20 protein-coding genes and 1 pseudogene are annotated in these 19779 nt (G+C 59.8%); 4 read left to right on the top strand and 17 right to left on the bottom strand.

The window, feature by feature from the left end:
- Positions 1-6 precede the first annotated feature (6 nt).
- From phnK to ALP40_RS26190, 11 genes and pseudogenes are all read right to left on the bottom strand, one after another.
- Positions 7-828: a phosphonate C-P lyase system protein PhnK gene (phnK, locus tag ALP40_RS13225; protein WP_122208707.1), complete on the bottom strand. Its 822-nt coding sequence runs from the start codon at positions 826-828 to the stop codon at positions 7-9.
- On the bottom strand, positions 825-1697 hold the full coding sequence (locus ALP40_RS13220) for an alpha-D-ribose 1-methylphosphonate 5-phosphate C-P-lyase PhnJ (RefSeq protein ID WP_122208706.1): 873 nt from the start codon (positions 1695-1697) through the stop codon (positions 825-827). Before ALP40_RS13220 ends, phnK begins: the two co-directional genes overlap by 4 nt.
- A complete protein-coding gene (locus tag ALP40_RS13215) occupies positions 1694-2773 on the bottom strand; it encodes a carbon-phosphorus lyase complex subunit PhnI (protein ID WP_122208705.1) in 1080 nt (359 codons plus the stop codon). Before ALP40_RS13215 ends, ALP40_RS13220 begins: the two co-directional genes overlap by 4 nt.
- The gene (phnH, locus tag ALP40_RS13210) at positions 2773-3369 is read right to left on the bottom strand and encodes a phosphonate C-P lyase system protein PhnH (protein ID WP_122208704.1); all 597 of its coding nucleotides are present in this window, start codon (positions 3367-3369) and stop codon (positions 2773-2775) included. The genes ALP40_RS13215 and phnH overlap by 1 nt, the downstream gene beginning before the upstream one ends.
- On the bottom strand, positions 3369-3854 hold the full coding sequence (phnG, locus tag ALP40_RS13205; protein WP_122208703.1) for a phosphonate C-P lyase system protein PhnG: 486 nt from the start codon (positions 3852-3854) through the stop codon (positions 3369-3371). The genes phnH and phnG overlap by 1 nt, the downstream gene beginning before the upstream one ends.
- A 14-nt stretch (positions 3855-3868) precedes the next feature.
- Positions 3869-4573, bottom strand: coding sequence for a phosphonate metabolism transcriptional regulator PhnF (phnF, locus tag ALP40_RS13200; protein WP_122208702.1), 705 nt, complete (start codon positions 4571-4573; stop codon positions 3869-3871).
- Between the two features lie 37 nt (positions 4574-4610).
- Positions 4611-5399, bottom strand: a complete 789-nt coding sequence (gene phnE / locus ALP40_RS13195) for a phosphonate ABC transporter, permease protein PhnE (RefSeq protein WP_122208701.1) — start codon at positions 5397-5399, stop codon at positions 4611-4613.
- Between the two features lie 61 nt (positions 5400-5460).
- Positions 5461-6468, bottom strand: a complete 1008-nt coding sequence (gene phnD / locus ALP40_RS13190; RefSeq protein ID WP_122208700.1) for a phosphonate ABC transporter substrate-binding protein — start codon at positions 6466-6468, stop codon at positions 5461-5463.
- Positions 6469-6544: 76 nt separating this feature from the next.
- Positions 6545-7378: a phosphonate ABC transporter ATP-binding protein gene (gene phnC / locus ALP40_RS13185; RefSeq protein WP_122208699.1), complete on the bottom strand. Its 834-nt coding sequence runs from the start codon at positions 7376-7378 to the stop codon at positions 6545-6547.
- Positions 7379-7721: 343 nt separating this feature from the next.
- Entirely contained in the window at positions 7722-8486 is a 765-nt protein-coding gene (locus ALP40_RS26195; protein ID WP_375140028.1) for a methyl-accepting chemotaxis protein, read from the bottom strand.
- Positions 8487-8576: 90 nt separating this feature from the next.
- Positions 8577-9611: pseudogene (locus ALP40_RS26190) on the bottom strand (cache domain-containing protein); the annotation flags it as partial.
- Positions 9612-9885: 274 nt separating this feature from the next.
- Between ALP40_RS26190 and ALP40_RS13175 the strand changes: the two are divergent.
- The gene (locus ALP40_RS13175; RefSeq protein ID WP_122208698.1) at positions 9886-10713 is read left to right on the top strand and encodes an HDOD domain-containing protein; all 828 of its coding nucleotides are present in this window, start codon (positions 9886-9888) and stop codon (positions 10711-10713) included.
- A 139-nt stretch (positions 10714-10852) separates the two neighbouring features.
- On the opposite strand, the gene ALP40_RS13170 is transcribed toward ALP40_RS13175, so the two are convergent.
- Positions 10853-11851: an alpha/beta fold hydrolase gene (locus ALP40_RS13170; RefSeq protein WP_122208697.1), complete on the bottom strand. Its 999-nt coding sequence runs from the start codon at positions 11849-11851 to the stop codon at positions 10853-10855.
- Positions 11852-12091: 240 nt separating this feature from the next.
- On the opposite strand from ALP40_RS13170, the gene ALP40_RS13165 reads away from it, so the two are divergent.
- The gene (locus tag ALP40_RS13165; protein ID WP_122208696.1) at positions 12092-13021 is read left to right on the top strand and encodes a LysR family transcriptional regulator; all 930 of its coding nucleotides are present in this window, start codon (positions 12092-12094) and stop codon (positions 13019-13021) included.
- Here ALP40_RS13165 and pstB read toward each other — a convergent pair whose 3' ends face one another.
- The 4 genes from pstB to pstS form a co-directional block, all read right to left on the bottom strand.
- On the bottom strand, positions 13022-13801 hold the full coding sequence (pstB, locus tag ALP40_RS13160; protein ID WP_004883964.1) for a phosphate ABC transporter ATP-binding protein PstB: 780 nt from the start codon (positions 13799-13801) through the stop codon (positions 13022-13024).
- Entirely contained in the window at positions 13801-14685 is an 885-nt protein-coding gene (gene pstA / locus ALP40_RS13155) for a phosphate ABC transporter permease PstA (protein WP_122208695.1), read from the bottom strand. The genes pstB and pstA overlap by 1 nt, the downstream gene beginning before the upstream one ends.
- Positions 14682-15677, bottom strand: coding sequence for a phosphate ABC transporter permease subunit PstC (pstC, locus tag ALP40_RS13150; RefSeq protein WP_122208694.1), 996 nt, complete (start codon positions 15675-15677; stop codon positions 14682-14684). Before pstC ends, pstA begins: the two co-directional genes overlap by 4 nt.
- An 82-nt stretch (positions 15678-15759) precedes the next feature.
- Entirely contained in the window at positions 15760-16779 is a 1020-nt protein-coding gene (gene pstS, locus ALP40_RS13145; RefSeq protein WP_122208693.1) for a phosphate ABC transporter substrate-binding protein PstS, read from the bottom strand.
- A gap of 518 nt (positions 16780-17297) precedes the next feature.
- On the opposite strand from pstS, the gene ALP40_RS13140 reads away from it, so the two are divergent.
- Both ALP40_RS13140 and ALP40_RS13135 read left to right on the top strand, forming a co-directional pair.
- The gene (locus ALP40_RS13140) at positions 17298-17612 is read left to right on the top strand and encodes a hypothetical protein (protein ID WP_122208692.1); all 315 of its coding nucleotides are present in this window, start codon (positions 17298-17300) and stop codon (positions 17610-17612) included.
- A gap of 129 nt (positions 17613-17741) precedes the next feature.
- Entirely contained in the window at positions 17742-18035 is a 294-nt protein-coding gene (locus ALP40_RS13135) for a hypothetical protein (protein WP_122208691.1), read from the top strand.
- On the opposite strand, the gene ALP40_RS13130 is transcribed toward ALP40_RS13135, so the two are convergent.
- On the bottom strand, positions 18008-19738 hold the full coding sequence (locus ALP40_RS13130; protein WP_122208737.1) for a VRR-NUC domain-containing protein: 1731 nt from the start codon (positions 19736-19738) through the stop codon (positions 18008-18010). The two genes, ALP40_RS13135 and ALP40_RS13130, sit on opposite strands and share 28 nt — an antisense overlap.
- Between the last annotated feature and the right edge of the window lie 41 nt (positions 19739-19779).

Below are 19779 nucleotides of genomic sequence, written 5' to 3'. Positions count from 1 at the left end.
TGCGGATCATGGCTGCAGTACCGAGGACACCAGCAGCTGTGAATACGGATGCTGCGGGTCGTCGAGGATCTGATCGGTGAGCCCCGCCTCCACCACGTGCGAACGGCGCATCACCATCAACCGGTCGGCCAGCAATCGGGCCACGGCCAGGTCGTGGGTGACGATCACCACCGCCAGGTCCAGCTCGCGCACCAGACCGCGCAGCAAGTCCAGCAGACGCGCCTGCACCGACACATCCAGCCCACCTGTGGGTTCGTCCATGAACACCAGCCGCGGGCCGGACACCAGGTTGCGAGCGATCTGCAAACGTTGCTGCATACCGCCTGAAAAGGTGCGCGGCAGATCATCGATACGCAGCGGATCGATTTCCACCTGACCGAGCCAGTCCAGCGCGGCACCGCGCAACTGTTGATAATTGCGCACGCCCTGGGCCATCAAGCGCTCGCCGATGTTCGCCCCTGCCGACACCCCCATGCGCAGGCCGTCGCGCGGGTTTTGCTCAACGAAGCCCCATTCGGTGCGCAGCAAGGTGCGCCGTTGCGCTTCACTGGCGCTGTACAGGTCGAGCCAACCGCCGTCCTGACCGCGATAGTCGATGCGGCCACTTTCCGGAGCGCAGCGACCGCTGAGCACCGACAACAAGGTGGATTTGCCCGAACCGGACTCGCCGACGATACCCAGCACCTCGCCGGGATACAGGTCGAAGCTGACGTTCTGGCAACCTTTTTCCGGCCCGTACAGACGGGTCAGGCCGCGCACCTTGAGCAGCGCCTCGTTCAATTCGGGGCGCGGCGCGGGTGTCGGATTGATCGACAGGGCACTGATCATCGGGCGTTCTCCTGCTGGCTGGCCCGCTGGGCGCAATAATCGGTGTCGGAGCAGACAAAGCGCTGGGTGCCCGCGTCGTCGAGAATCAGTTCGTCGAGAAAGGAATCATGGCTGCCGCAGATCGCACAGCAGTGCTCCCAGCGCTGCACTTCAAAAGGGTGATCCTCGAAGTCCAGACTCACCACGCGAGTGAAAGGCGGCACTGCGTACAGGCGCTTCTCCCGACCCGCGCCGAACAGCATCAGCGCCGGGCTCATGTCCAGTTTGGGGTTATCGAATTTGGGAATCGGTGACGGGTCCATCACGTAGCGCTCATCGACCATCACCGGATAGGCATAACTGGTCGCGATATGGCCGAACGTCGCGATGTCTTCGTAAAGCTTGACGTGCATCACCCCGTAATCGTCCAGGGCGTGCATGGTCCGGGTCTCGGTTTCCGAGGGTTCGATGAAACGCAGCGGCTCGGGAATCGGCACCTGATAAACCATGATCTGGTCAGCATGCAGCGGGGTCTCCGGGATGCGGTGGCGAGTCTGGATCACCGTGGCCTCAGGCGTGCGCTCGGTGGTGGCAATACCGGCCGTGCGGGCGAAGAAGCGCCTGATCGAAACCGCATTGGTGGTGTCGTCGGCTCCCTGATCGATGACCTTGAGCACGTCTTCGGCGCCCAGAATCGCGGCAGTCAGTTGCATGCCGCCGGTGCCCCAGCCATACGGCAGCGGCATCTCGCGGCCACCGAACGGCACTTGATAACCGGGGATCGCCACCGCTTTGAGCAGGCCGCGACGGATCATGCGCTTGGTCTGCTCGTCCAGGTAGGCGAAGTTGTACGCGGTGTCCCGCTCGACAGGCAGATTGAGGGTGCTCATTGCTCGTTCTCCCCTGGCTCGGTGGGTTTGCGCAGCTTGCGGATCAGTTCCAGCTCGGACTGGAAGTCCACGTAATGCGGCAGCTTCAAGTGCGAGACAAAACCGGCCGCCTCAACGTTGTCGCAGTGGGCCAGCACGAACTCTTCCTGCTGCGCCGGCGAGCGAATTTCTTCGTTGTACTCGTCGGCACGCAACGAGCGATCCACCAGCGCCATGCCCATCGCCTTGCGCTCGGCACTGCCAAAGGCCAGACCGTAACCACGGGTGAACTGCGCTGGCACCGTGGCCGAGCCGACAAACTGGTTGATCATTTCGCATTCGGTGATTTCGATATCGCCGATGAGAATGGGAAAGCCCAGCTCTTCCGGCTCGATCCATACCTCCACCTCGCCAATGCGAATCTCACCCGCGAACGGATGATTGCGACCGTAGCCACGCTGGGTCGAATACCCCAGTGCCAGCAAAAAACCCTCATCGCCCCGCGCAAGCGCCTGCAAGCGTTCGGCGCGGCTGGAGGGATACTCCAGTGGCTCGCGTGTGATATCGGCAATCGGCTCATCGTTGTCGACTTCAGGCTTCATCAGGCCTTCTTTCGCCAGCAGCTCCAGTACCCGAGGGCATGGCTGCAACGCAGCGTCGGGCGTTACGCTCGGCCCCGGATGCTCGCCTTCGGCCAGCAGCGTGAAATCCAGCAGACGGTGGGTGTAATCGAAGGTCGGCCCTAGCAGTTGCCCGCCCGGCACGTCCTTGAACGTGGCGGACAAGCGTCGATTGAGCTGCATGTTCGAGGTGTCGATGGGCAGGCTGGCGCAAAAACGCGTGAGCGTGGTGCGGTAGGCGCGCAGCAGGAAAATCGCTTCGACCAGGTCTCCCGCCGACTGCTTGATGGCCAGCGCAGCCAGTTGTTCGTCGTACAGCGAGCCTTCGGTCATGACCCGGGCCACGGCCAGCGGCAATTGCTGGCGGACCTGCTCGACATCGAGTTCGGCAATGGCGGTATCGCCCCGGCGTTTGCGCGCCAGCAGGCGGTGGGCATTATCGATGGCCTGTTCGCCACCCTTGACGGCGACATACATCAGGCACGCTCCTGTACGCGGGTACTGCGTGGCAGACCGATCATCTGGCTGCCCGACAGAAAAAACACATCCAGCCCACGCGGAAAATCATTGCGCGACGACCGTTCGGTCCAGAAGGCCGTATCCAGTGGCAAGGTCACGCGATTCTGGTGCTCGATACCGGGGCCACTCCAGTCAAGCGGGGTTCCGCCGTCAAACGCCGGCAGTTGAATCAGCAGCGTGCAGGACTGATCCGGGTAACGATCGTTGCCCAGGTCAAACCCGGCCAGGTCCTGCGCCCCGGAGGCATCAAGCAGCGCGAAGCGGGCGTTCTGCCGCTCACTGACGATCGGGCAACCGCAGTGAAACGACAGGTTGGCGCGAATGACCGGTGTATCGAACGCCGGGGCCAGCCAGACCGGCGTGTCCAGGTCCAGCAGCGCCAGGCACAGCGCGTGGGTGGCGCTGTCCAGTCCCGACAGCGCAGGCGGTTGATGCGCAGCGTTCAAGGTCTGGGCGATACCTGGGCCTGCGAGCGCCTTGAGGGCTGCGCGAAAGCTGCGCTGGGCGTCGAGGACAGGGTCGGTGAAGGCAGGTTGCAACAGGACAGCGTTCATCAGTCTTCTCCTCGGACCAGCGTAAAGAATTCAACTTTGGTGGCAGCGGTTTCTGCGTCCTTGGCGGCCTTGTGCAGGGCTTGCAGGTGGGCCAGGGGCTGGATCAGCTCGGCCAACCATGCGGCCTGCTGCGCGCCTTGCAGGTGAGCGTCAGCCAGGGCGGCGAGTTCGGCGACGCGCTTGTCGCGTCCGGCCAGGTAGCTGTAGCCGGTGCGCCCGTCCGCCAGGCGCACCACGCAGCGGGTCACGCTCATTTCGCCCAGATTGAATGCAGCGCCGGTACCGCCCATGCGCCCTCGCACCAGTGTCATGCCGATTTCCGGGGCGCGAATCATCTGGTAGTCGGTGTCACGCAGCACCGCTTCGTGACGATTCAGGTGCTCACGGCTTTGCTCATCGACATGCGCCCGGGCGAGCACGCCCATCCAGCGCTGACGCGCGATTGTTTCAGGGTCAAGCTGAGGGGATTGCTGAGACGATTGCATGGATAACCTCGGCATCAGGTGGTCACTTGATAATGGAAGCGGTCGCTGCGGCTGGTGGAACGGGACAGTTCCACCGGCTGGCCGGAGCGGTCGCAGGAAACGGTCAGCACCGTCAGCGCAGGCATATGGCGCGGCATCAGCAACTGCGCCGCTTCTTCGCGCGTTGGCAGTCGGGCGCCGATCAAACTCTGCTTGCGGGTCAGCGGCAGCTCACGCTCGGCCAGGTACTGGCGCAGCGAACCGCCGGTGTAATCGGCCAGCAGTTCGCGGTAGTCGGCGCTGAAGCGATGAAAAATCAGGCTCACGGGCTGGCCGTCGAGTTTGCGCAGTGTTCGCAGTTCAATCATCGGGGCCTGCTCGGCCAGCCCCAGGTGCAGCGCGTCTTCGAGACTGGCCAGGCAATCGCGGCGCAGCAGCAGGATCGCCTCGACCCCAATACCCTGCGCCGACAGTGACTGGCTGTAGGCGCTGTCCGCCTGCATCGGGTAGATGAGCGGGCGTTCCAGCACCTGAGTGCCCTTGCCCTGACGACGTAACACGCTGCCCTCGCGCACCAGTTCATCGACAGCCCGGCGAACGGTGTGGCGATTGACGCTGAAACGTTCGGCCAGTTGAAACTCGGCAGGCAAGTAGTCGCCGGGTCGGTAAGTGCCCAGTTCGGCGCGCAGGGTGTCAGCGAGTTCGCGGTACAACGGCTCTGTTTGTCTAGACAACTGCATGGTCAAAAAAAGTGCCCATCGGGACACCCCTCTCCGGTCAGATGAATTGCTTGCGCAAGCGTTGCGACGCAATGTCGATCACGCTGACGACGACGATGATCACCAGCAACACGGCGCTGGTCTGAACGAACGCAAAGGCGCGGATGTTCTCCCAGAGAATCACCCCGATCCCCCCTGCCCCGACCATGCCCACCACCGTCGCCGAACGCACGTTGGATTCGAAACGGTAGAGAGCGTAGGAGATCCATAGCGGCATGACCTGCGGGATCACCCCGTAGATCACCTCTTGCAGCGCACTGGCCCCCGTCGCACGTACGCCCTCGACCGGTCCCGGATCGATGGCTTCCACGGCTTCGGCAAACAGTTTGGCCAGCACCCCCGTGGTGCTGATCCACAGCGCCAGCACCCCGGCGAACGGCCCCAGTCCTACCGCGACCACGAACAGCATCGCGAACACCATTTCGTTGATGGAGCGAAAAGCGTCCATGCAGCGGCGCAGCGGCAGATGAATCCACCACGGGGTAATGTTCTCGGCGCAGAGAATGCCCAGCGGAATGGAACAGACGATGGCCAGCACCGTGCCCCACAACGCGATCTGGATCGTGACCAGCATCTCCTTGAGGTAGCTGCGCCACTCGCGGAAGTCAGGCGGAAAGAAATCGGAGGCGAAGGTCGCCATGTTTCCCGAGTCACGCACCAGCGACAGCGGGTTCATTTCAGCGCCGTGCCAGGCCCAGGCCAGTGCGGCCAGAAACAGCCCCCAGCCCAGGTAACGAGGCCAGGTGCGCTTGCCCACGACTTGGGCGTATGCAACATGAGTGTTCATAGCAGTCGATGTCCTGATGGCGGCTGACGGGGCACGAACGGGAGGTTCGCGCCCCGTTCATTCAGCCTGCGGTGCTGCTCGCCGTTTTCTGGTTAAGCTCGGTGATGCGCTCCTGTAGCTTGCTCAGGCCGGCGTCGATGTCCTTCAGGCGGGTTTCCTTTTCCTTGGCATCGAGCGTGGTGCTGGCCGCCACTTCGGTGCGCTGCTTGAACAGTTCAAGCTGGCGAATCGGCAACAACTGGTCGTCACTGGATTTCAGGAACTTACCCAACTGCATGTTGGTAAGGACGGTTTTCTCTTCGGCGGTATCGCCATAGCTGGCGAAGAACTCGCGGATTTTCGCCTTGTTCTCGTCTGACAGAGCCTTGCTCCAGACCATCGGATCGGCCGGAATCAGCGGCGACTTCCAGATCACTTTCAGTTGCTCGACCTTGTCCGGTTGCGTGACCGCCAGACGGTCCCAGCTCTCGGTGTTGAAGGTCGCTACGTCCAGTTGGCCCTTGGCGACGCTGAGCGCGTTGACTTCGTGGCTGGAGTTCAGCGTGCGCTTGAACGCGGTGGATGCATCGACGTGGTTCTTGGCAAACACGTAGTAGCCCGGCACCAGATAGCCGGAGGTGGAGTTAGGGTCGCCATTGCCGAAGGTCAGGGTCTTGGCGTTCTTGAGCATGTCTTCAACGGAGTTGATCGGGCTGTCCTTGCGCACGATCAGTAGGCTCCAGTAGCCCGCTGCGCCATTGGCGGCGGACGTTTGGGCAAAGACCTCACCGTTGGAACGGTCGACCGCCTCCATCGCGGCCTTGTTGCCCAGCCAGGCCACGTCCACCTTGTTGAAGCGCATGCCCTGGATCAGACCCGCGTAGTCGGACGCGAAGGTGGCGTTGACCTTGAGCCCGGTTTTCTTGCTCATGTCGTCGAGAAACGGCTGCCAGATGCTTTTGAGGTTTTGCGATGACTCGGTGGACATGATGCCGAAATTGATGACCTTCTCTTCGGCCTGGGCAGTGCCCATTGCGCAGGTGGCCAGCAGAGCGGCAGACGCGAGGACGCGACCGATACGGTTGAACATGAAAGCACTCCTGAAGTGAGGTTCGTGCAACAGCGGTTGATGTCAGTGAACGGAAACGACCTGACGGTAAAGGTGTTCAGACTTTGGCCAGCGCCAGACGCGTAGGCTTTTCGAGGCGAAGCTTTTTCTCGTTATTGACTAGGCTGCTGCCCTGTTCGGCACCGTAAAGGTCGTCAAGAAACGCAGCACTGAGGCCCTGCGCCTGACCGTCGAAATGGATGCGTCCGCCCTTCAGCGCCACGGCTCGCGGGCAGTAGCGCATGGCGTAATCGACCTGATGCAGGGTCACGACCACGGTCTTGCCATCGCGGCGGTTGATGTCGGCAAGTATTTCCATGACCCGGCGAGCGGACTCCGGGTCGAGCGAGGCGATGGGTTCGTCGGCGAGGATGACCTCGGCACGCTGGGTCAAGGCCCGGGCAATAGCCACGCGTTGCTGCTGACCACCCGACAGGGTCGAGGCGCGTTGCGCCGCAAGATCCGCCAGCCCGACGCGCTCCAGCGAGGCCATTGCGCGCTGCTTTTCTTCGGCATTGAACAGCGCCAGATTGCCGCGCCAGCGCGGCATGCGCCCCAGGCAACCGAGCAGCACGTTGTCGAGCACGCTGAGGCGGTTGACCAGATTGAACTGCTGGAAGATGTAGCCGATGTCCGCACGCAGGCGGCGAACGTGGCGGTTGAGACGACCCGAGGCCTGCACCTCACGATCCAGCACCTTGACCTGACCGCCGTTTTCCCGATCGCAGCACGCCAACCCCGCCAGATGCCGCAACAAGGTGGACTTGCCCGAGCCGGAAGCACCGATCAGCGCAACCATCTCGCCATGTTGTATAGACAACTCCAGGCCAGCCAGAGCACTTTTACGGGAAAAGCTCTTGTTCAACCCTTCAACATGGATAGCTGGGTTCATGGTCTGTCTCTGTCTGCCCTACGGCCCGGTGCAGGTCGTATTCGGTTGTCAGCCAGACTGAACCGGAGGTGTTGCAGAGAGGTGAAGCGCGGATGACGAAGCGGTAACAGTTTTGCGCAGGTTGCGTTGCAGGTGCGCCAGTGCCTATGCCTGGACACGGAGCGTCCTGAGAGGTGTTAAAAGTAGGTCGCCGAGGGACGAAAAGATGAGACGTAAGCCATGCGCCCGGCTCACTGAGTCCGCAATCTGTGCCATCTGTAATGCGAAGCGTCACGGGAGGCATGCCCACGCAGAGCGATGGGCATGATCAGTGTTGAGGCGATGAGCGCAGAGCGTGCAGGTATCAGATCCGGAAACTGCCCACCAGCTGTTGCAGGCGTGCGGCCTGCTCTTCCAGTGAGTTGCAGGCTTCCAGCGTCTGGCGCAGATTGTCGACACCCAATTGGTTCAGGGTATTGATGTGGGTGATGTCGACGTTGATCGACTCCACCACCGAGGTCTGCTCTTCAGTCGCCGCGGCCACCGACTGGTTCATGCCGTTGATTTCTTCTATACGGCGGGTCACGCTGCCCAGGCGTTCGCCAGCCTGGTTGGCGATGCCCACGCTGTCTTCGCTCTGACGCTGGCTTTCGGTCATGTTGATCACCGCATCACGGGCGCCGACCTGCAACTCCTCGATCATTTTCTGGACCTGCTGGGCCGAATCCTGGGTGCGGTGAGCCAGGTTGCGCACCTCATCAGCGACCACCGCAAAACCACGCCCTGCTTCACCGGCACGTGCTGCCTCAATGGCAGCGTTGAGCGCCAGCAGGTTGGTCTGCTGGGAAATGCTGGTGATCACTTCAAGGATCTGCCCGATGTTGGCAGTCTTGTCGTTCAGGCTCTCGATGTTCACACACGACTCGCTGATTTTGCCGGACAGCTCGTTCATCGCCTTGATGGTCTGCTGCACCACCGCCTGACCGTCACCGGCCAGCCCGCTCGCGTCACTGGACTGCTGCGAGGTGCGCGCTGCGTTCTGGGCAATTTCCTGCGCGGCAGCACCCAGTTCGTTGATGGCGGCGGCCACACTTTCAGTGCGATGCGCCTGCTGATCGGAGTTGCTCATCGAGGCGTTAGACACCTTCACCACCTGGCTCGCGACCGATCCCAACTGTGCGGCCGTGGAGGCGACTTCACGAATCGAGGCGTGAATACGCTCTACGAAGTGGTTGAACGATTGAGCCAGCGCGCCAAACTCGTCCTGCGAGGTGATCGCCAGACGTTTGGTCAGATCACCCTCACCGTCGGCGATGTCACGCATCGCACGACCCATTTGGTGCAGCGGCTGCATCAGCACGCGAATCAGCAAGCCCAGCAGTAGGATGATCACCACCACCACAACCACCATCGCCGTAATGGCCGAGGCGCGGAACTCGCTGAGCATCGAATAGGCAGCATCCTGCTCCAGCACCAGGGCCACGTACCAGTTGGCTGTCGAGACGCCCTGCACCGGTGTGAACGAGATGATTTCAGGCTCGCTGCCGGAATCGATTTCCGTCACGCCGGTAGCAATTTTCGGGGTATTGGTCGGATACACCTCGCTGATGTTTTTCAGCACCAGCTTGCTGTCCGGATGCACCAGGATCTTGCCTTCGGCGCTGACCAGAAACGCATAACCGTGGCCGTTGAAGTTCAACGAGTTGATGATCTTGCTGACGCTGTCCAGCGCGATATCGGCACCGGCCACGCCGGCGAACTGGTTCTGGACCTTGACCGGAGTCGCGATGGTCATTACCAGTTTGCCCGACGAAGCGGCGATGTAGGGTTCGGTGACGATGGTGCCTGTCGCGTTCTGCGCTGCCTTGTACCAGCCACGAGCGCGTGGGTCGTAGTCGGCCGGGCGAGTGGCAGACGGGTTGGAGAGCATGACCCCTTCGGTAGTGCCGAAATAACCCAGCTGGAAGTTATCGCTATACACCGAAAGCCCTACGGCACGTTGCAACTGAGGCAGCGCTTTGCCGTCAATCGCGATTTGCTGGGCCATCGACTGCAGCAACTGAATGCGGCTTTCCAGCCACGTTTGAATGTTCTGCGTGGTCAGCGTACCCAGTTGTTGCAGCTCCGACTGCACACTGGATTTCAGCGACTGCCGTTGTCGATAGTCGTTGACGACAATGAACACACTGAACGCGACAATCACAATCAAGGCAGCGGCCAACAGGATTTTTTTGCTGAAACCCAGGCTTTTCATCATAGCGAGTACTTCCACGGCATAAACGATAAGGACGATTCAAAAAACGCCAGTCAAACTTCAGAAACGGTGCCGCTTTTTCGAAGGGGCTTCTGGAACACGAATCGGAACAGTCAAACAGCCCCTTGGTGGTATATCGGCCAAGCTTGAAGAGTCTTTTATTTTTATTTTTCAGCCCGATGAGAAACACCTCCCACAAACGGCCGCAAAACGTGCAGAGCTGGAAAAACTGGCTATGGTCAAATCATCCCGTCGTCCAGAGGATGGTCCCGCCATGATGAGTATTGAAAAGCTGTTTGACCAATTACACAGTCTTCCGAGCATTCCCAAGGTGGCTCAGGACCTGATGTTGCAGTTTGATAACCCCTCCTCCAACCTGGAAGGTATTGCGCGCAACATCGAGAAAGACCCGGTGATTGCCGCCAAGGTATTGCGCCTTGCCAACTCGGCACGCTTTCGCGGTTCCAGAGAGTCGTCGAGCATTGAGGACGCCGCCATGCGGCTGGGTTTCAACACCCTGCGCACGCTGGTCATGGCGTCGGCTGTGACCGGCGCGTTCAAGGCCGGGCCGAGTTTTGACCTCAAGGCATTTTGGCTGAAGAGTTTCCAGGTGGCCGGAATCTGCCGGATGCTTGCGAAACAGAGTGGCGTGGATGCGGAGATCGCTTTCACCTGTGGCGTGATGCACAACATTGGCGAGCTGTTGATTCAGACCGGCGCACCAGAGGTTGCCGAACGCCTGAACAGTGCGACCAAGGCCGGAACAGCCGGACGTGCGGCCAATGAAACCGTGCAGTTGGGTTTTGGTTATCCGGAAGTGGGCACCGAACTGGCGCGGCGTTGGCAACTGCCCAAGGTGATTCAGGAGGCCATCGCGTATCAGGCCAAGCCCATGCAGGCGCCGGGAGACGCCGCGTTGCCGCGTATCGTCGCCCAGGCCATCGTGATTTCCGATGCACTGGAAGCCCACGGCGGTGCGACACCTGAGGCGCAAAAAGCGTCCGACGGCCCGATCATGGAAGGCATCGACCTGAACACCCTGTTCGCCGGATTGCCAGCGGTGCTGGAGGCGGACAAGGCGTTTGCACAGTTGTTGAGCTAAATGACTGGCTGGCTGTAATGAGCATTACTACGCTGCGCGTGGTAATGCCTCCCATAACGCTCCGCGTCCGCTCTCGAATGTGACGCCGAGCGTCACGGGATGCGGGCCGACGCAGAGCATCGGCACGATCAGTACCTGATTACTGAAGCGCCTCGACCAGCGCCTTGTTGAACGCTGCCGGCTCTTCCATCTGCGGCGCGTGCCCCATGCCTTTGAATTCCACGAGCCGGGCACCCGGAATCATTTCGGTCACCTGCTTGCCCAACACCTTGTACTTGCCGATTTTGGCCTTCACTTCCGGCGGCGCGATGTCGCTGCCGATGGCGGTGGTGTCGGCATCACCGATCATCAGCACCGTCGGCACCTGCAATTTCGGAAACTCATAGAACACCGGCTGGGTGAAAATCATGTCGTAGATCAGTGCCGAATTCCAGGCAACGGCTTTCTGGCCCGGCCCCTTGTTCAGGCCCGCCAGCATGTCGACCCATTTGTCGTACTCAGGCTTCCAGCGCCCGTCGTAATAAGTCTTCTGCTCATACGCACGAATGCCTTCGGCGGTGGTTTTCAGCTCACGTTCGTACCACTGATCCACGCTGCGGTAAGGCACGCCGAGGGCTTTCCAGTCTTCCAGCCCGATCGGGTTGACCATCACTAGCTTCTCGGTCTGCTTGGGGTACATCAGCGCGTAACGCGTGGCCAGCATGCCGCCGGTCGAATGGCCGACAACCGAGGCTTTATAGATGCCGAGTTTTTCCAACAGTGCGTGGGTGTTCATCGACAACTGCTGAAAGCTGTACTGGTAATAGCCAGGCTTGGTGGAGGTACAGAAACCGATCTGGTCCGGCGCGATGACTCTGTAACCCGCAGCGCTGAGACCCTTTATGGTGTCTTCCCAGGTCGCGGCGCAAAAATTCTTGCCATGCATCAGCACCGCGGTGCGGCCGTTGGCCTTGCCAGTCGGCGCGACGTCCATGTAACCCATTTCCAGCGCCTGGCCTTGGGACTGGAAATCGAACGTTTTAAGCGGATGGGGATACGTGAAGCCTTCCAGTTGCTGACCATAGCTGGGCGTTTCAGCCAGCGCTGCGCATGGCAGCGCCATCGACATCAAGAGACCGGCAATCTTTGCAGCCCGCATAAGGGGGCACCTCCCAGGAGTGTATGTCAGATGATCGGATCTCGTTTACACGCGAGTTCCGGACCCGCAAGTAGACCTCATAACCCACGACAGATTCGCCCTTTTCCTGCCTATGGAAACGTAAGAAGACGTTTCTGATCATGCGGCAAAACGCTGGACGCCTCATGCGGTGCTTACCTAGACTGAGCCGACCTTTTGTAGGCGCTATCCGGGTGACAGGTCTGATGCCAAGGAATCCAAATGAACCGCAATGAACTGCGCAAGGCCGACATCAACTTGATGGTGGTCTTCGAAACCCTGATGCAAGAGCGCAATGTGACGCGTGCGGCGGAAAAACTGTTCCTCGGCCAGCCGACCATCAGCGCAGCCCTCAACCGTCTGCGAAACCTGCTCAACGATCCGCTGTTCATCCGCGTCGGTCACCGCATGGAGCCGACCGCCCGTGCCCATGAAATCCTCAAGCACCTGACGCCCGCGCTGGACGCCATGTCTACAGCGCTGAGCCTGACCACGGATTTCGATCCCTCGATGAGCAAGATGACCTTTCGCATCGGCCTGTCCGACGATGTCGAATTCGGCCTGTTCCCCGCCATGCTCAAGGCGATCCGCCAGGAAGCGCCGGGCGTGGTAATCGTGGTCAAGCACGTCGACTACCTGAATATTTCCGAGGTGCTGATGTCCGGCGACATCACGGTCGGTGTATGCCTGACCCGTGAGTTGCCCGCCAACGCCAAACGAAAAACACTGCGTAACGTGCAGCCACGTCTGGTGAGGGCCGACAAGCCCTCAGAGCCGATGTCGATGGATGAATACTGCTCACGGCCGCATGTGGTGGTGTCGCACGTCGCCAGCGTGAGCAGTTTCGCCGATGAGTGGCTGACCGCACTGGGACGCAAGCGCCAGGTGGTGTTGTCGGTGCCACAGTTCACAACACTGCCTGCGCTGATGGCAGGTACCGATCTGATTTCGGGGCTGTCCGATTACGCGGCAAGTGCCATGAGTGCGCTGGGATTGGTGTATGACGAACCGCTGCCCTTCCCTACACCGGGGCTCGATTTGTCGATGACGTGGTTGAGCGTGATGGACAACGACCCTGCCGAACGCTGGTTGCGCAGCAGGATCGAGGCGTTCATGGGCGAGCGCCGGGAAGCGCCCGCCCTGGTCGGCTGATCAGCCGAAACGACCGGTGATGTAGTCTTCGGTCTGGGTCTTGGAGGGCTTGGTGAAGATGGTGTCGGTGTCGCCGTGTTCGATCAGCTCACCCATGAACATAAACGCGGTGTAATCCGAACAGCGCGCCGCCTGCTGCATGTTGTGAGTCACGATGATCACGGTGAACTGTTCTTTGAGTTCGGTAATCAGTTGTTCGATACGGCCGGTGGAGATCGGGTCGAGAGCGGAAGTGGGCTCATCCAGCAACAACACCTGAGGGCGCAGCGCGATGGTTCGGGCGATGCACAGGCGCTGCTGTTGACCACCGGACAAGCCGGTCGCGCTCTGCTTGAGCTTGTCTTTCACTTCATCCCAGAGCGCTGCGCCACGCAGCGCCTGCTCGACGCGATCTTCCATTTCACGACGCGACAGTTTTTCGTGGTGCTTGATGGCGTAGGCGATGTTGTCGTAGATCGACATCGGGAACGGCACCGGCTTCTGGAACACCATGCCGACATGGCTGCGCAGACGGTTCATCGAGTAGCCCGGAGCCAGGATGTTTTCGCCATTGAGCAGCACTTCGCCGCGCGCTTCCTGCTTCGGGTACATCGCATAGATACGGTTGAACACACGCAGCAGGGTCGATTTACCGCAACCCGACGGGCCGATGATCGCAGTGATGCGCTTCTCGGGAATGGTCATGTCGATGGACTTCAGCGACTTCTGGTTGTTGTAGAAAAACTCCAGACCGCGCACTTGAATCTTGGTCTTTTCGTTGGCCAGGGAAAGGTTGTTCATCAGGACGCCCTATTGCGCAGAAGAATTAAGCGAGAAAGCAGACTCAGTATCAGTACGAACAGCGTCATGACCAGCGCACCGGCCCATGCCAGGGAGTGCCAATCGTCGAACGGGCTCATCGCGTACTGGAACACCACCACCGGAACACTGGCGATTGGCTTGAGCAGGTCACTGCTCCAGAACTGGTTGCCGAACGCGGTGAACAGCAGCGGCGCGGTTTCGCCGGTGATGCGTGCCAGTGCCAGCAATACGCCGGTCACAACACCCGCCTTGGCGGCACGCAGCACGATCTGCAGGGTCAGCTTCCATTGAGGGACACCCAGCGCCAGCGCTGCTTCACGCATGGTGGAGGGTTGCAATTGCATCATTTCATCGGTGGTCCGCACCACCACTGGAATAACCAGCAGTGCCAGTGCCAGCGCACCCGCCAAGGCGGAAAAGCCCACCTGGTGACCGGTCACTGCGTTGAGCGGCAACACGACCACGGTGTACACGAACAGGCCGAGGACGATGGACGGTGCCGACAGCAGAATGTCGTTAATGAAGCGCACCGCGTTGCCCAGCTTGGTATAGCGCGCAAATTCGGCCAGCCAGATACCCGCCATCAGGCCGATCGGCGTACCGATCAACAAACCGATGCCGGACATCAGCACACTGCCGTAGAAGGCGTTGGCCAGACCGCCTTCAGTGCCTGGCGGTGGCGTCATGCCGGTGAACAGCTGCAGGTTCAGGGCATCGATGCCCTTGATGATGGTGGTCAGCAGAATCCAGACCAGCCACAACAGACCGAACGCCGTGGCACCACAACTGAGCACCATCGCGATCTTGTTCTTGATATTGCGAACACGGTAGATGCGTTCGCTGCCTGCCAGGTCCTTACTCATAACCCCTCCTTACGCGACAGACGCGACAACATCAGACGTGCAAGGGCCAGCACGATGAACGTAACGACGAACAGCAGGAAGCCAAGGGCAATCAGCGCGGAACGGTGCAGGTCGGTGTAGGCCTCGTTGAACTCGTTGGCGATGACCGAAGCGATGGAGCTGCTTGGCATCATCAGCGACGCCGAGAACTGGTGCGCGTTACCCAAGACGAAGGTGACGGCCATTGTCTCGCCCAACGCACGACCGAGCCCGAGGAACACGCCGCCCACCACCGCCGAGCGGGTGTAAGGCAGCACGATGTCCCAGACCACTTCCCAGGTTGTCCCGCCCAGTGCGTAGGCCGACTCCTTGAGGGCCACAGGCACGGTGCGGAAAACTTCCTGCATGACCGAGGTAATGAACGGGGTGATCATGATCGCCAGCACGATGCCGGCGGTCAGCATGCCAATACCCAGAGGCGGTCCCTGGAACATAGGACCGATCAGCGGCAGCGCGCCGAGGTTCTCGGTGATCCACGGCGACATGTGTTCAGCCATGAACGGCCCGAACACGAACAGCCCCCACATGCCGTAAATGATCGACGGAATGCCCGCCAACAGCTCGATGGCGGAGGCGATGGGCATCCGAAGCCAAGGCGGCGCTACTTCGGTCAGGAAAATCGCAATGCCGAAACTCACCGGAACGGCGATCAGCAAAGCCAGAAAAGAGGTTACCAGGGTGCCGTAGATCGGAACCAGCGCGCCAAACTTGCCGGCGTTCACGTCCCACTCGGTACTGGTCAGAAAGCTAAACCCGAACGTCTGGAAAGCCAGACTGCCACCCCAGAGGGTCGACAGGGCAATACAACCCAGCAAAGCAAGCACCAGCATCGCGGCGGCCTGCAATGAACGCTTGAACCACAGGTCATGGCGGTGATCCCGTTTGGCGCGTTTCTCGCCTTCGGTCTCGACAGCGTTAACGGCAGCGGACAGGTATTGGGTGTTTTCAGTCATGTTGAGTCCACTCGCAAGGAAAAGCCCCTGGCACCGGACCGATATCGCGGTCGATGACAGGGGTCGTACAGGCTTGAATCACTTACTTGGTGAATTCAGCTTTCCAGTAGTTTTCTACGCGATCGACCAGCGATTTCGGCAAGGCAACGTAATCCAGTTCAGCGGCCTGCTTCTGGCCGTTTTCAAGGGACCACTTGAAGAAATCGAAAGCGGCTGCGCTCTTCTCTGCGTTCTTGGCCTTCTTGTACATGATGATCCAGGTCGTGGCAGTGATCGGCCATGCTTCTTCACCCGGAGCGTTGGTCATGATCAGACCGAAGTCCTTGGCGTTCGCCCAGTCAGCGGTATCGGCAGCAGCGGCGAACGACTTGGCAGTCGGCGCGATGAACTTGCCGGCTGCGTTTTTCAGCTGGGTGTAGGACAGCTTGTTGGTAACAGCGTAGGAGTATTCAACGTAGCCGATCGAACCTTTGATCTGCTTCACGTAGGCCGAAACACCTTCGTTACCCTTGCCGCCCACGCCCGCTGGCCACTGCACGGTCGAACCGAACTTCAGCTTCTCGTTCCACTCGGCGCTGGCTTTGCTCAGGTAGTTGGTGAAGTTGTACGTAGTGCCCGAGCCGTCCGAACGGTGAACGACGGTGATGGCGGTGGTTGGCAGCGTAACGCCTGGGTTGAGTGCGACGATGGCTGGGTCATTCCAGGTTTTAACGGTGCCCATGAAAATCTTGGCCAGGGTTTCGCCGTCCAGTTTCAACTTGCCGCTTTCGATGCCTTCAACGTTGATGATCGGCACGATACCGCCAATGACGCTGGGGAACTGACCCAGGCCGGCAGCCTGCAGGTCTTCAGCGGACATCGGGGCGTCGGAAGCGCCGAAGTCAACGGTTGCCGCCTTGATCTGAGCAATGCCGCCGCCCGAACCGATGGACTGATAGTTAATGCGGTTGTCGGCAGTTTTGCTGTAGTCCTGGGACCATTTGGAAATGACCGGAAAGACGAAACTCGAACCAGCGCCGGTAACATCAGTCGCGTGGGCTACACCGCTGAGGCACAGCGAAGCGATCAGAAGCGACAAGCGTTTTTTAGTCAGCAGAATCACGGTAATACCTCAGTCCAGGAGATTGTGTGGTGGTCCACTTAAGGAGGCCCGAGGCGGATTTAAAACCTAAAATATTTCTGTTTAATGACAATCAGTCGAGCCGTGTCAGCCAAAGCCGATTTTTATAGTCAATTTCCTACACGAGAATTTTCAGAAATCTGGTTTTACCCAGTGTTTACGGGGAGATAGGCAACTTTCAGGCAGGCTAGCGAAATGCCATACCTAGCACCTAGCCCAACGCCATCATCGTTATAAAAATGTAAGAATTTGTTCCCTATTAGAAGGTCAGCGCCGCGTTGGAGTATTGGCTTATAACCCTATCGACTGAAAAATCGCCCTCCCTTGCTTGTTCAACCCGCTTTGCTACACCTTCAGTGGGGGGATACCGAGCAGCGTATTTATAGGGGTGGTATTAATAGAAATTTGGCAATGTGCTACCGTTCGTCGGCATCCTCGGCACCTATGGCCAGTGGCCAATGCCCAACGTGGGTCCATTAAAAAAAACCGGAGTAAGCATTATGATCAAGACCAAACTGACTGCCCTGACCCTTGCTGGCCTGATGGCTGTTGCATCGGGTGCCGCTTTTGCCGAGTCGACGACCACCCCTGCCAATCCTGTCAACAAAAGCGCGACCAAGTTGCCGGGCACTGACACCGCGCCGACCGACCGCAATTCCTCCAATACCCAAGGCACCCAGAGCACTCAAGGTAAGCCAGGCATCCAGGGCGGCACTAATCAACAGCCAATGGACCACTCGACGACCCACGACAAGAACGGTCATGGCGATGCGCACAAAAGCGGCAACATGACCGAAAAGACCAAGACCAACTAATTGGTCTGAGTTCTGCAGGCAGGGCGATCGCCCTGCCCGCTGGTCGGATCCGCCGCACCTGATACGCCGTTAACCGCTCTATGAGTAAGACAATCCATTCAGTAATCCCGCTTAGGGGAGATTCTTGAAATGATGAAGAAGACATTCAGTGCATGGGGTCTGGCGTTGATCGTGGCCAGTGCCAGTGTGACCGCGCTGGCAGGTTCGACCGGACCAACCAATCCGGATACCGATGGGCCAAAAGTGCCTGGCACCGGCATGGAAAAAAATGTCGACGGCACCTCCCCCGGCAGCAAAGGCACCAGCCCAGGCACTAAAGGCATGGACCCGGAACCGACCAAGGGAATGAATGGCCAGGACAATGATTCCAGCCAGGACATGGACGACAACGACGATCAGGATGACGACGACAGAGCGCCATGATCCTGCAGTGAATGCGGCGGCCCGAACCCGACTGTAGCCAGGACCGCCTTGTTTGAATGGCCGACCGACCACGTTACGTAGCACACCTGCACGGGCATTCCATGCTCGGCGCAAAAATCCAGCCACCGCAGCTGGTTATCCTGCAAACGGTCACCCGGCCCTTTTACCTCGATCATCCGGTAGCTGCGCTGTTCAGGAAAAAACTGAATAAGGTCCGGCATGCCCGTTCTGTTCGCTTTGATGTCCTGTAACAGTCGCTTGAACCAGCGCCGCAAATGGTCGGCGGGCAGGCAGTCGAGTGCCCGCTCCAGCAGCTCGGGATTTAACGCGCCCCAGAACACGAATGGTGATTGAAGCCCATACTTGCTGATATAGCGCTCGCGGATGGTGGTGCGGTAGGCCTCCGAATCCAGCTCGCTCAGGCACGCCTCGAACAGTCCGACCCGACGCTCGTAAAAATCAGGGCTGTACAGATCACTGGGCGCATTGTGGAACGGATGAAAGAACGCTCCCGGCAATGGCGCGAAAATGGCAGGCCAGCACAACAGGCCGAACAGCGAATTGATCAGCGCATTTTCGACATAATGCACTTCGCCGCCCTGCTCCCGTTCCAGATACTCTCGAATCAGCCATTCAACGCTTTGCCCTGGCAGTGGCGTGATCTGCACGTCCAGTCTGGACACGACACGTGCCGCCCGCCGCCGTTGCGCCACCAACCCCAGCTTGCGCTGCAAACGCGGCAGCACCCGCGACAAGTGCTGCACCTCGGCATCGCTTTCTGGAGCCAGCCTGGCCTGCTGGAGCAGATCCATCGCCTCGGCGTAGTCGGCATTGCGTTCCAGCACCCGGATCTGCCGCGAACGGGCGCCCGGATAGCTCGATTGCCGATACACCGACAGCGCCAGCGGCCAGTCCTGCAAACGTTCGGCCTGCTGGCCAATGCGATACAACAACTTGGCGCGACGCATCTTCAACCACGGATTGCGGCACTCGATGGCAATGGCCTGCTCGGCCAGGTCGTGCAGGGCAAGACTCGTCTCAAGCGCCTCGCGGCAGGCATGCAGTTGCAGGCAGACGTCGATGTCTTCACGGGCATTGATGGCGCGCGAGTCCGGCAAGAACTCGACTTTCTCGTAGCGGTAGATCCCCAGATCGGCCAGCACGAACTCCGACCATTCCTGATACAGATTGCCGAAATACAGCAGCCGCAGACGGTCGCACAACGGCATCACGGTCAGGCCGAACACAGCATCCGGCAACGAGGGATGCCACTGATCCAGAGGTTGCGTCGAGGCATGGAGCGGCAACAGGCGCTCCAGCCAGACTTCCTTGCGTTCGGTACTCTTGATGCCATGAGCGCGAAAACACTCACCCAGCTCGTCCTTGCGCAGCAATTGAAACAACTCGCCCAGACCCAGCGCCGGCCGGGCGTCGACCCACCCCAGCTCAAGCAGCGCACCTACGGCATGGCGGGCATCGCCGATCTCGTCGTAGTTCAACTTGCTGGCCCGAAACAAGGTCCCCTTGCGCATCACCATGCGCACCAACAGCCCTTGAGAGGCGACGGGCAGTGTCTCGAAAGCGTCGATGAAACGCTGTTCCGATTCATCGAGCAGATCCGGGTAGCGTTGCGCAATCCAGCCCAGCACCTGGCGGAAGTTCTCCAGGTAGTAAAACGGATTGTCGAGGGGTGAGGTATTCAAGGCCAACGATCACACAGCAAGTAGGCAGACCTGCCAAGGAT

The sequence above is a fragment of the Pseudomonas viridiflava genome (genome assembly GCF_003702045.1).
GTDB lineage: Bacteria > Pseudomonadota > Gammaproteobacteria > Pseudomonadales > Pseudomonadaceae > Aquipseudomonas > Aquipseudomonas viridiflava_C.
This window is presented reverse-complemented; position numbering and strand designations above follow the sequence as displayed.

What these genes read in the sequence shown, in the direction of transcription:
- phnD (WP_122208700.1), bottom strand. Translation starts at nt 6,468, where the DNA reads ATGTTCAACCGTATCGGTCGCGTCCTCGCGTCTGCCGCTCTGCTGGCC.
- ALP40_RS13165 (WP_122208696.1), top strand. Translation starts at nt 12,092, where the DNA reads ATGAACCGCAATGAACTGCGCAAGGCCGACATCAACTTGATGGTGGTC.
- phnE (WP_122208701.1), bottom strand. Translation starts at nt 5,399, where the DNA reads ATGAACACTCATGTTGCATACGCCCAAGTCGTGGGCAAGCGCACCTGG.
- phnC (WP_122208699.1), bottom strand. Translation starts at nt 7,378, where the DNA reads ATGAACCCAGCTATCCATGTTGAAGGGTTGAACAAGAGCTTTTCCCGT.
- ALP40_RS13220 (WP_122208706.1), bottom strand. Translation starts at nt 1,697, where the DNA reads ATGAGCACCCTCAATCTGCCTGTCGAGCGGGACACCGCGTACAACTTC.
- ALP40_RS13140 (WP_122208692.1), top strand. Translation starts at nt 17,298, where the DNA reads ATGATCAAGACCAAACTGACTGCCCTGACCCTTGCTGGCCTGATGGCT.
- phnK (WP_122208707.1), bottom strand. Translation starts at nt 828, where the DNA reads ATGATCAGTGCCCTGTCGATCAATCCGACACCCGCGCCGCGCCCCGAA.
- ALP40_RS13215 (WP_122208705.1), bottom strand. Translation starts at nt 2,773, where the DNA reads ATGTATGTCGCCGTCAAGGGTGGCGAACAGGCCATCGATAATGCCCAC.
- pstA (WP_122208695.1), bottom strand. Translation starts at nt 14,685, where the DNA reads ATGAGTAAGGACCTGGCAGGCAGCGAACGCATCTACCGTGTTCGCAAT.
- phnG (WP_122208703.1), bottom strand. Translation starts at nt 3,854, where the DNA reads ATGCAATCGTCTCAGCAATCCCCTCAGCTTGACCCTGAAACAATCGCG.
- phnH (WP_122208704.1), bottom strand. Translation starts at nt 3,369, where the DNA reads ATGAACGCTGTCCTGTTGCAACCTGCCTTCACCGACCCTGTCCTCGAC.
- ALP40_RS13170 (WP_122208697.1), bottom strand. Translation starts at nt 11,851, where the DNA reads ATGCGGGCTGCAAAGATTGCCGGTCTCTTGATGTCGATGGCGCTGCCA.
- pstB (WP_004883964.1), bottom strand. Translation starts at nt 13,801, where the DNA reads ATGAACAACCTTTCCCTGGCCAACGAAAAGACCAAGATTCAAGTGCGC.
- ALP40_RS13175 (WP_122208698.1), top strand. Translation starts at nt 9,886, where the DNA reads ATGATGAGTATTGAAAAGCTGTTTGACCAATTACACAGTCTTCCGAGC.
- phnF (WP_122208702.1), bottom strand. Translation starts at nt 4,573, where the DNA reads ATGCAGTTGTCTAGACAAACAGAGCCGTTGTACCGCGAACTCGCTGAC.
- ALP40_RS26195 (WP_375140028.1), bottom strand. Translation starts at nt 8,486, where the DNA reads ATGAGCAACTCCGATCAGCAGGCGCATCGCACTGAAAGTGTGGCCGCC.
- ALP40_RS13135 (WP_122208691.1), top strand. Translation starts at nt 17,742, where the DNA reads ATGATGAAGAAGACATTCAGTGCATGGGGTCTGGCGTTGATCGTGGCC.
- pstC (WP_122208694.1), bottom strand. Translation starts at nt 15,677, where the DNA reads ATGACTGAAAACACCCAATACCTGTCCGCTGCCGTTAACGCTGTCGAG.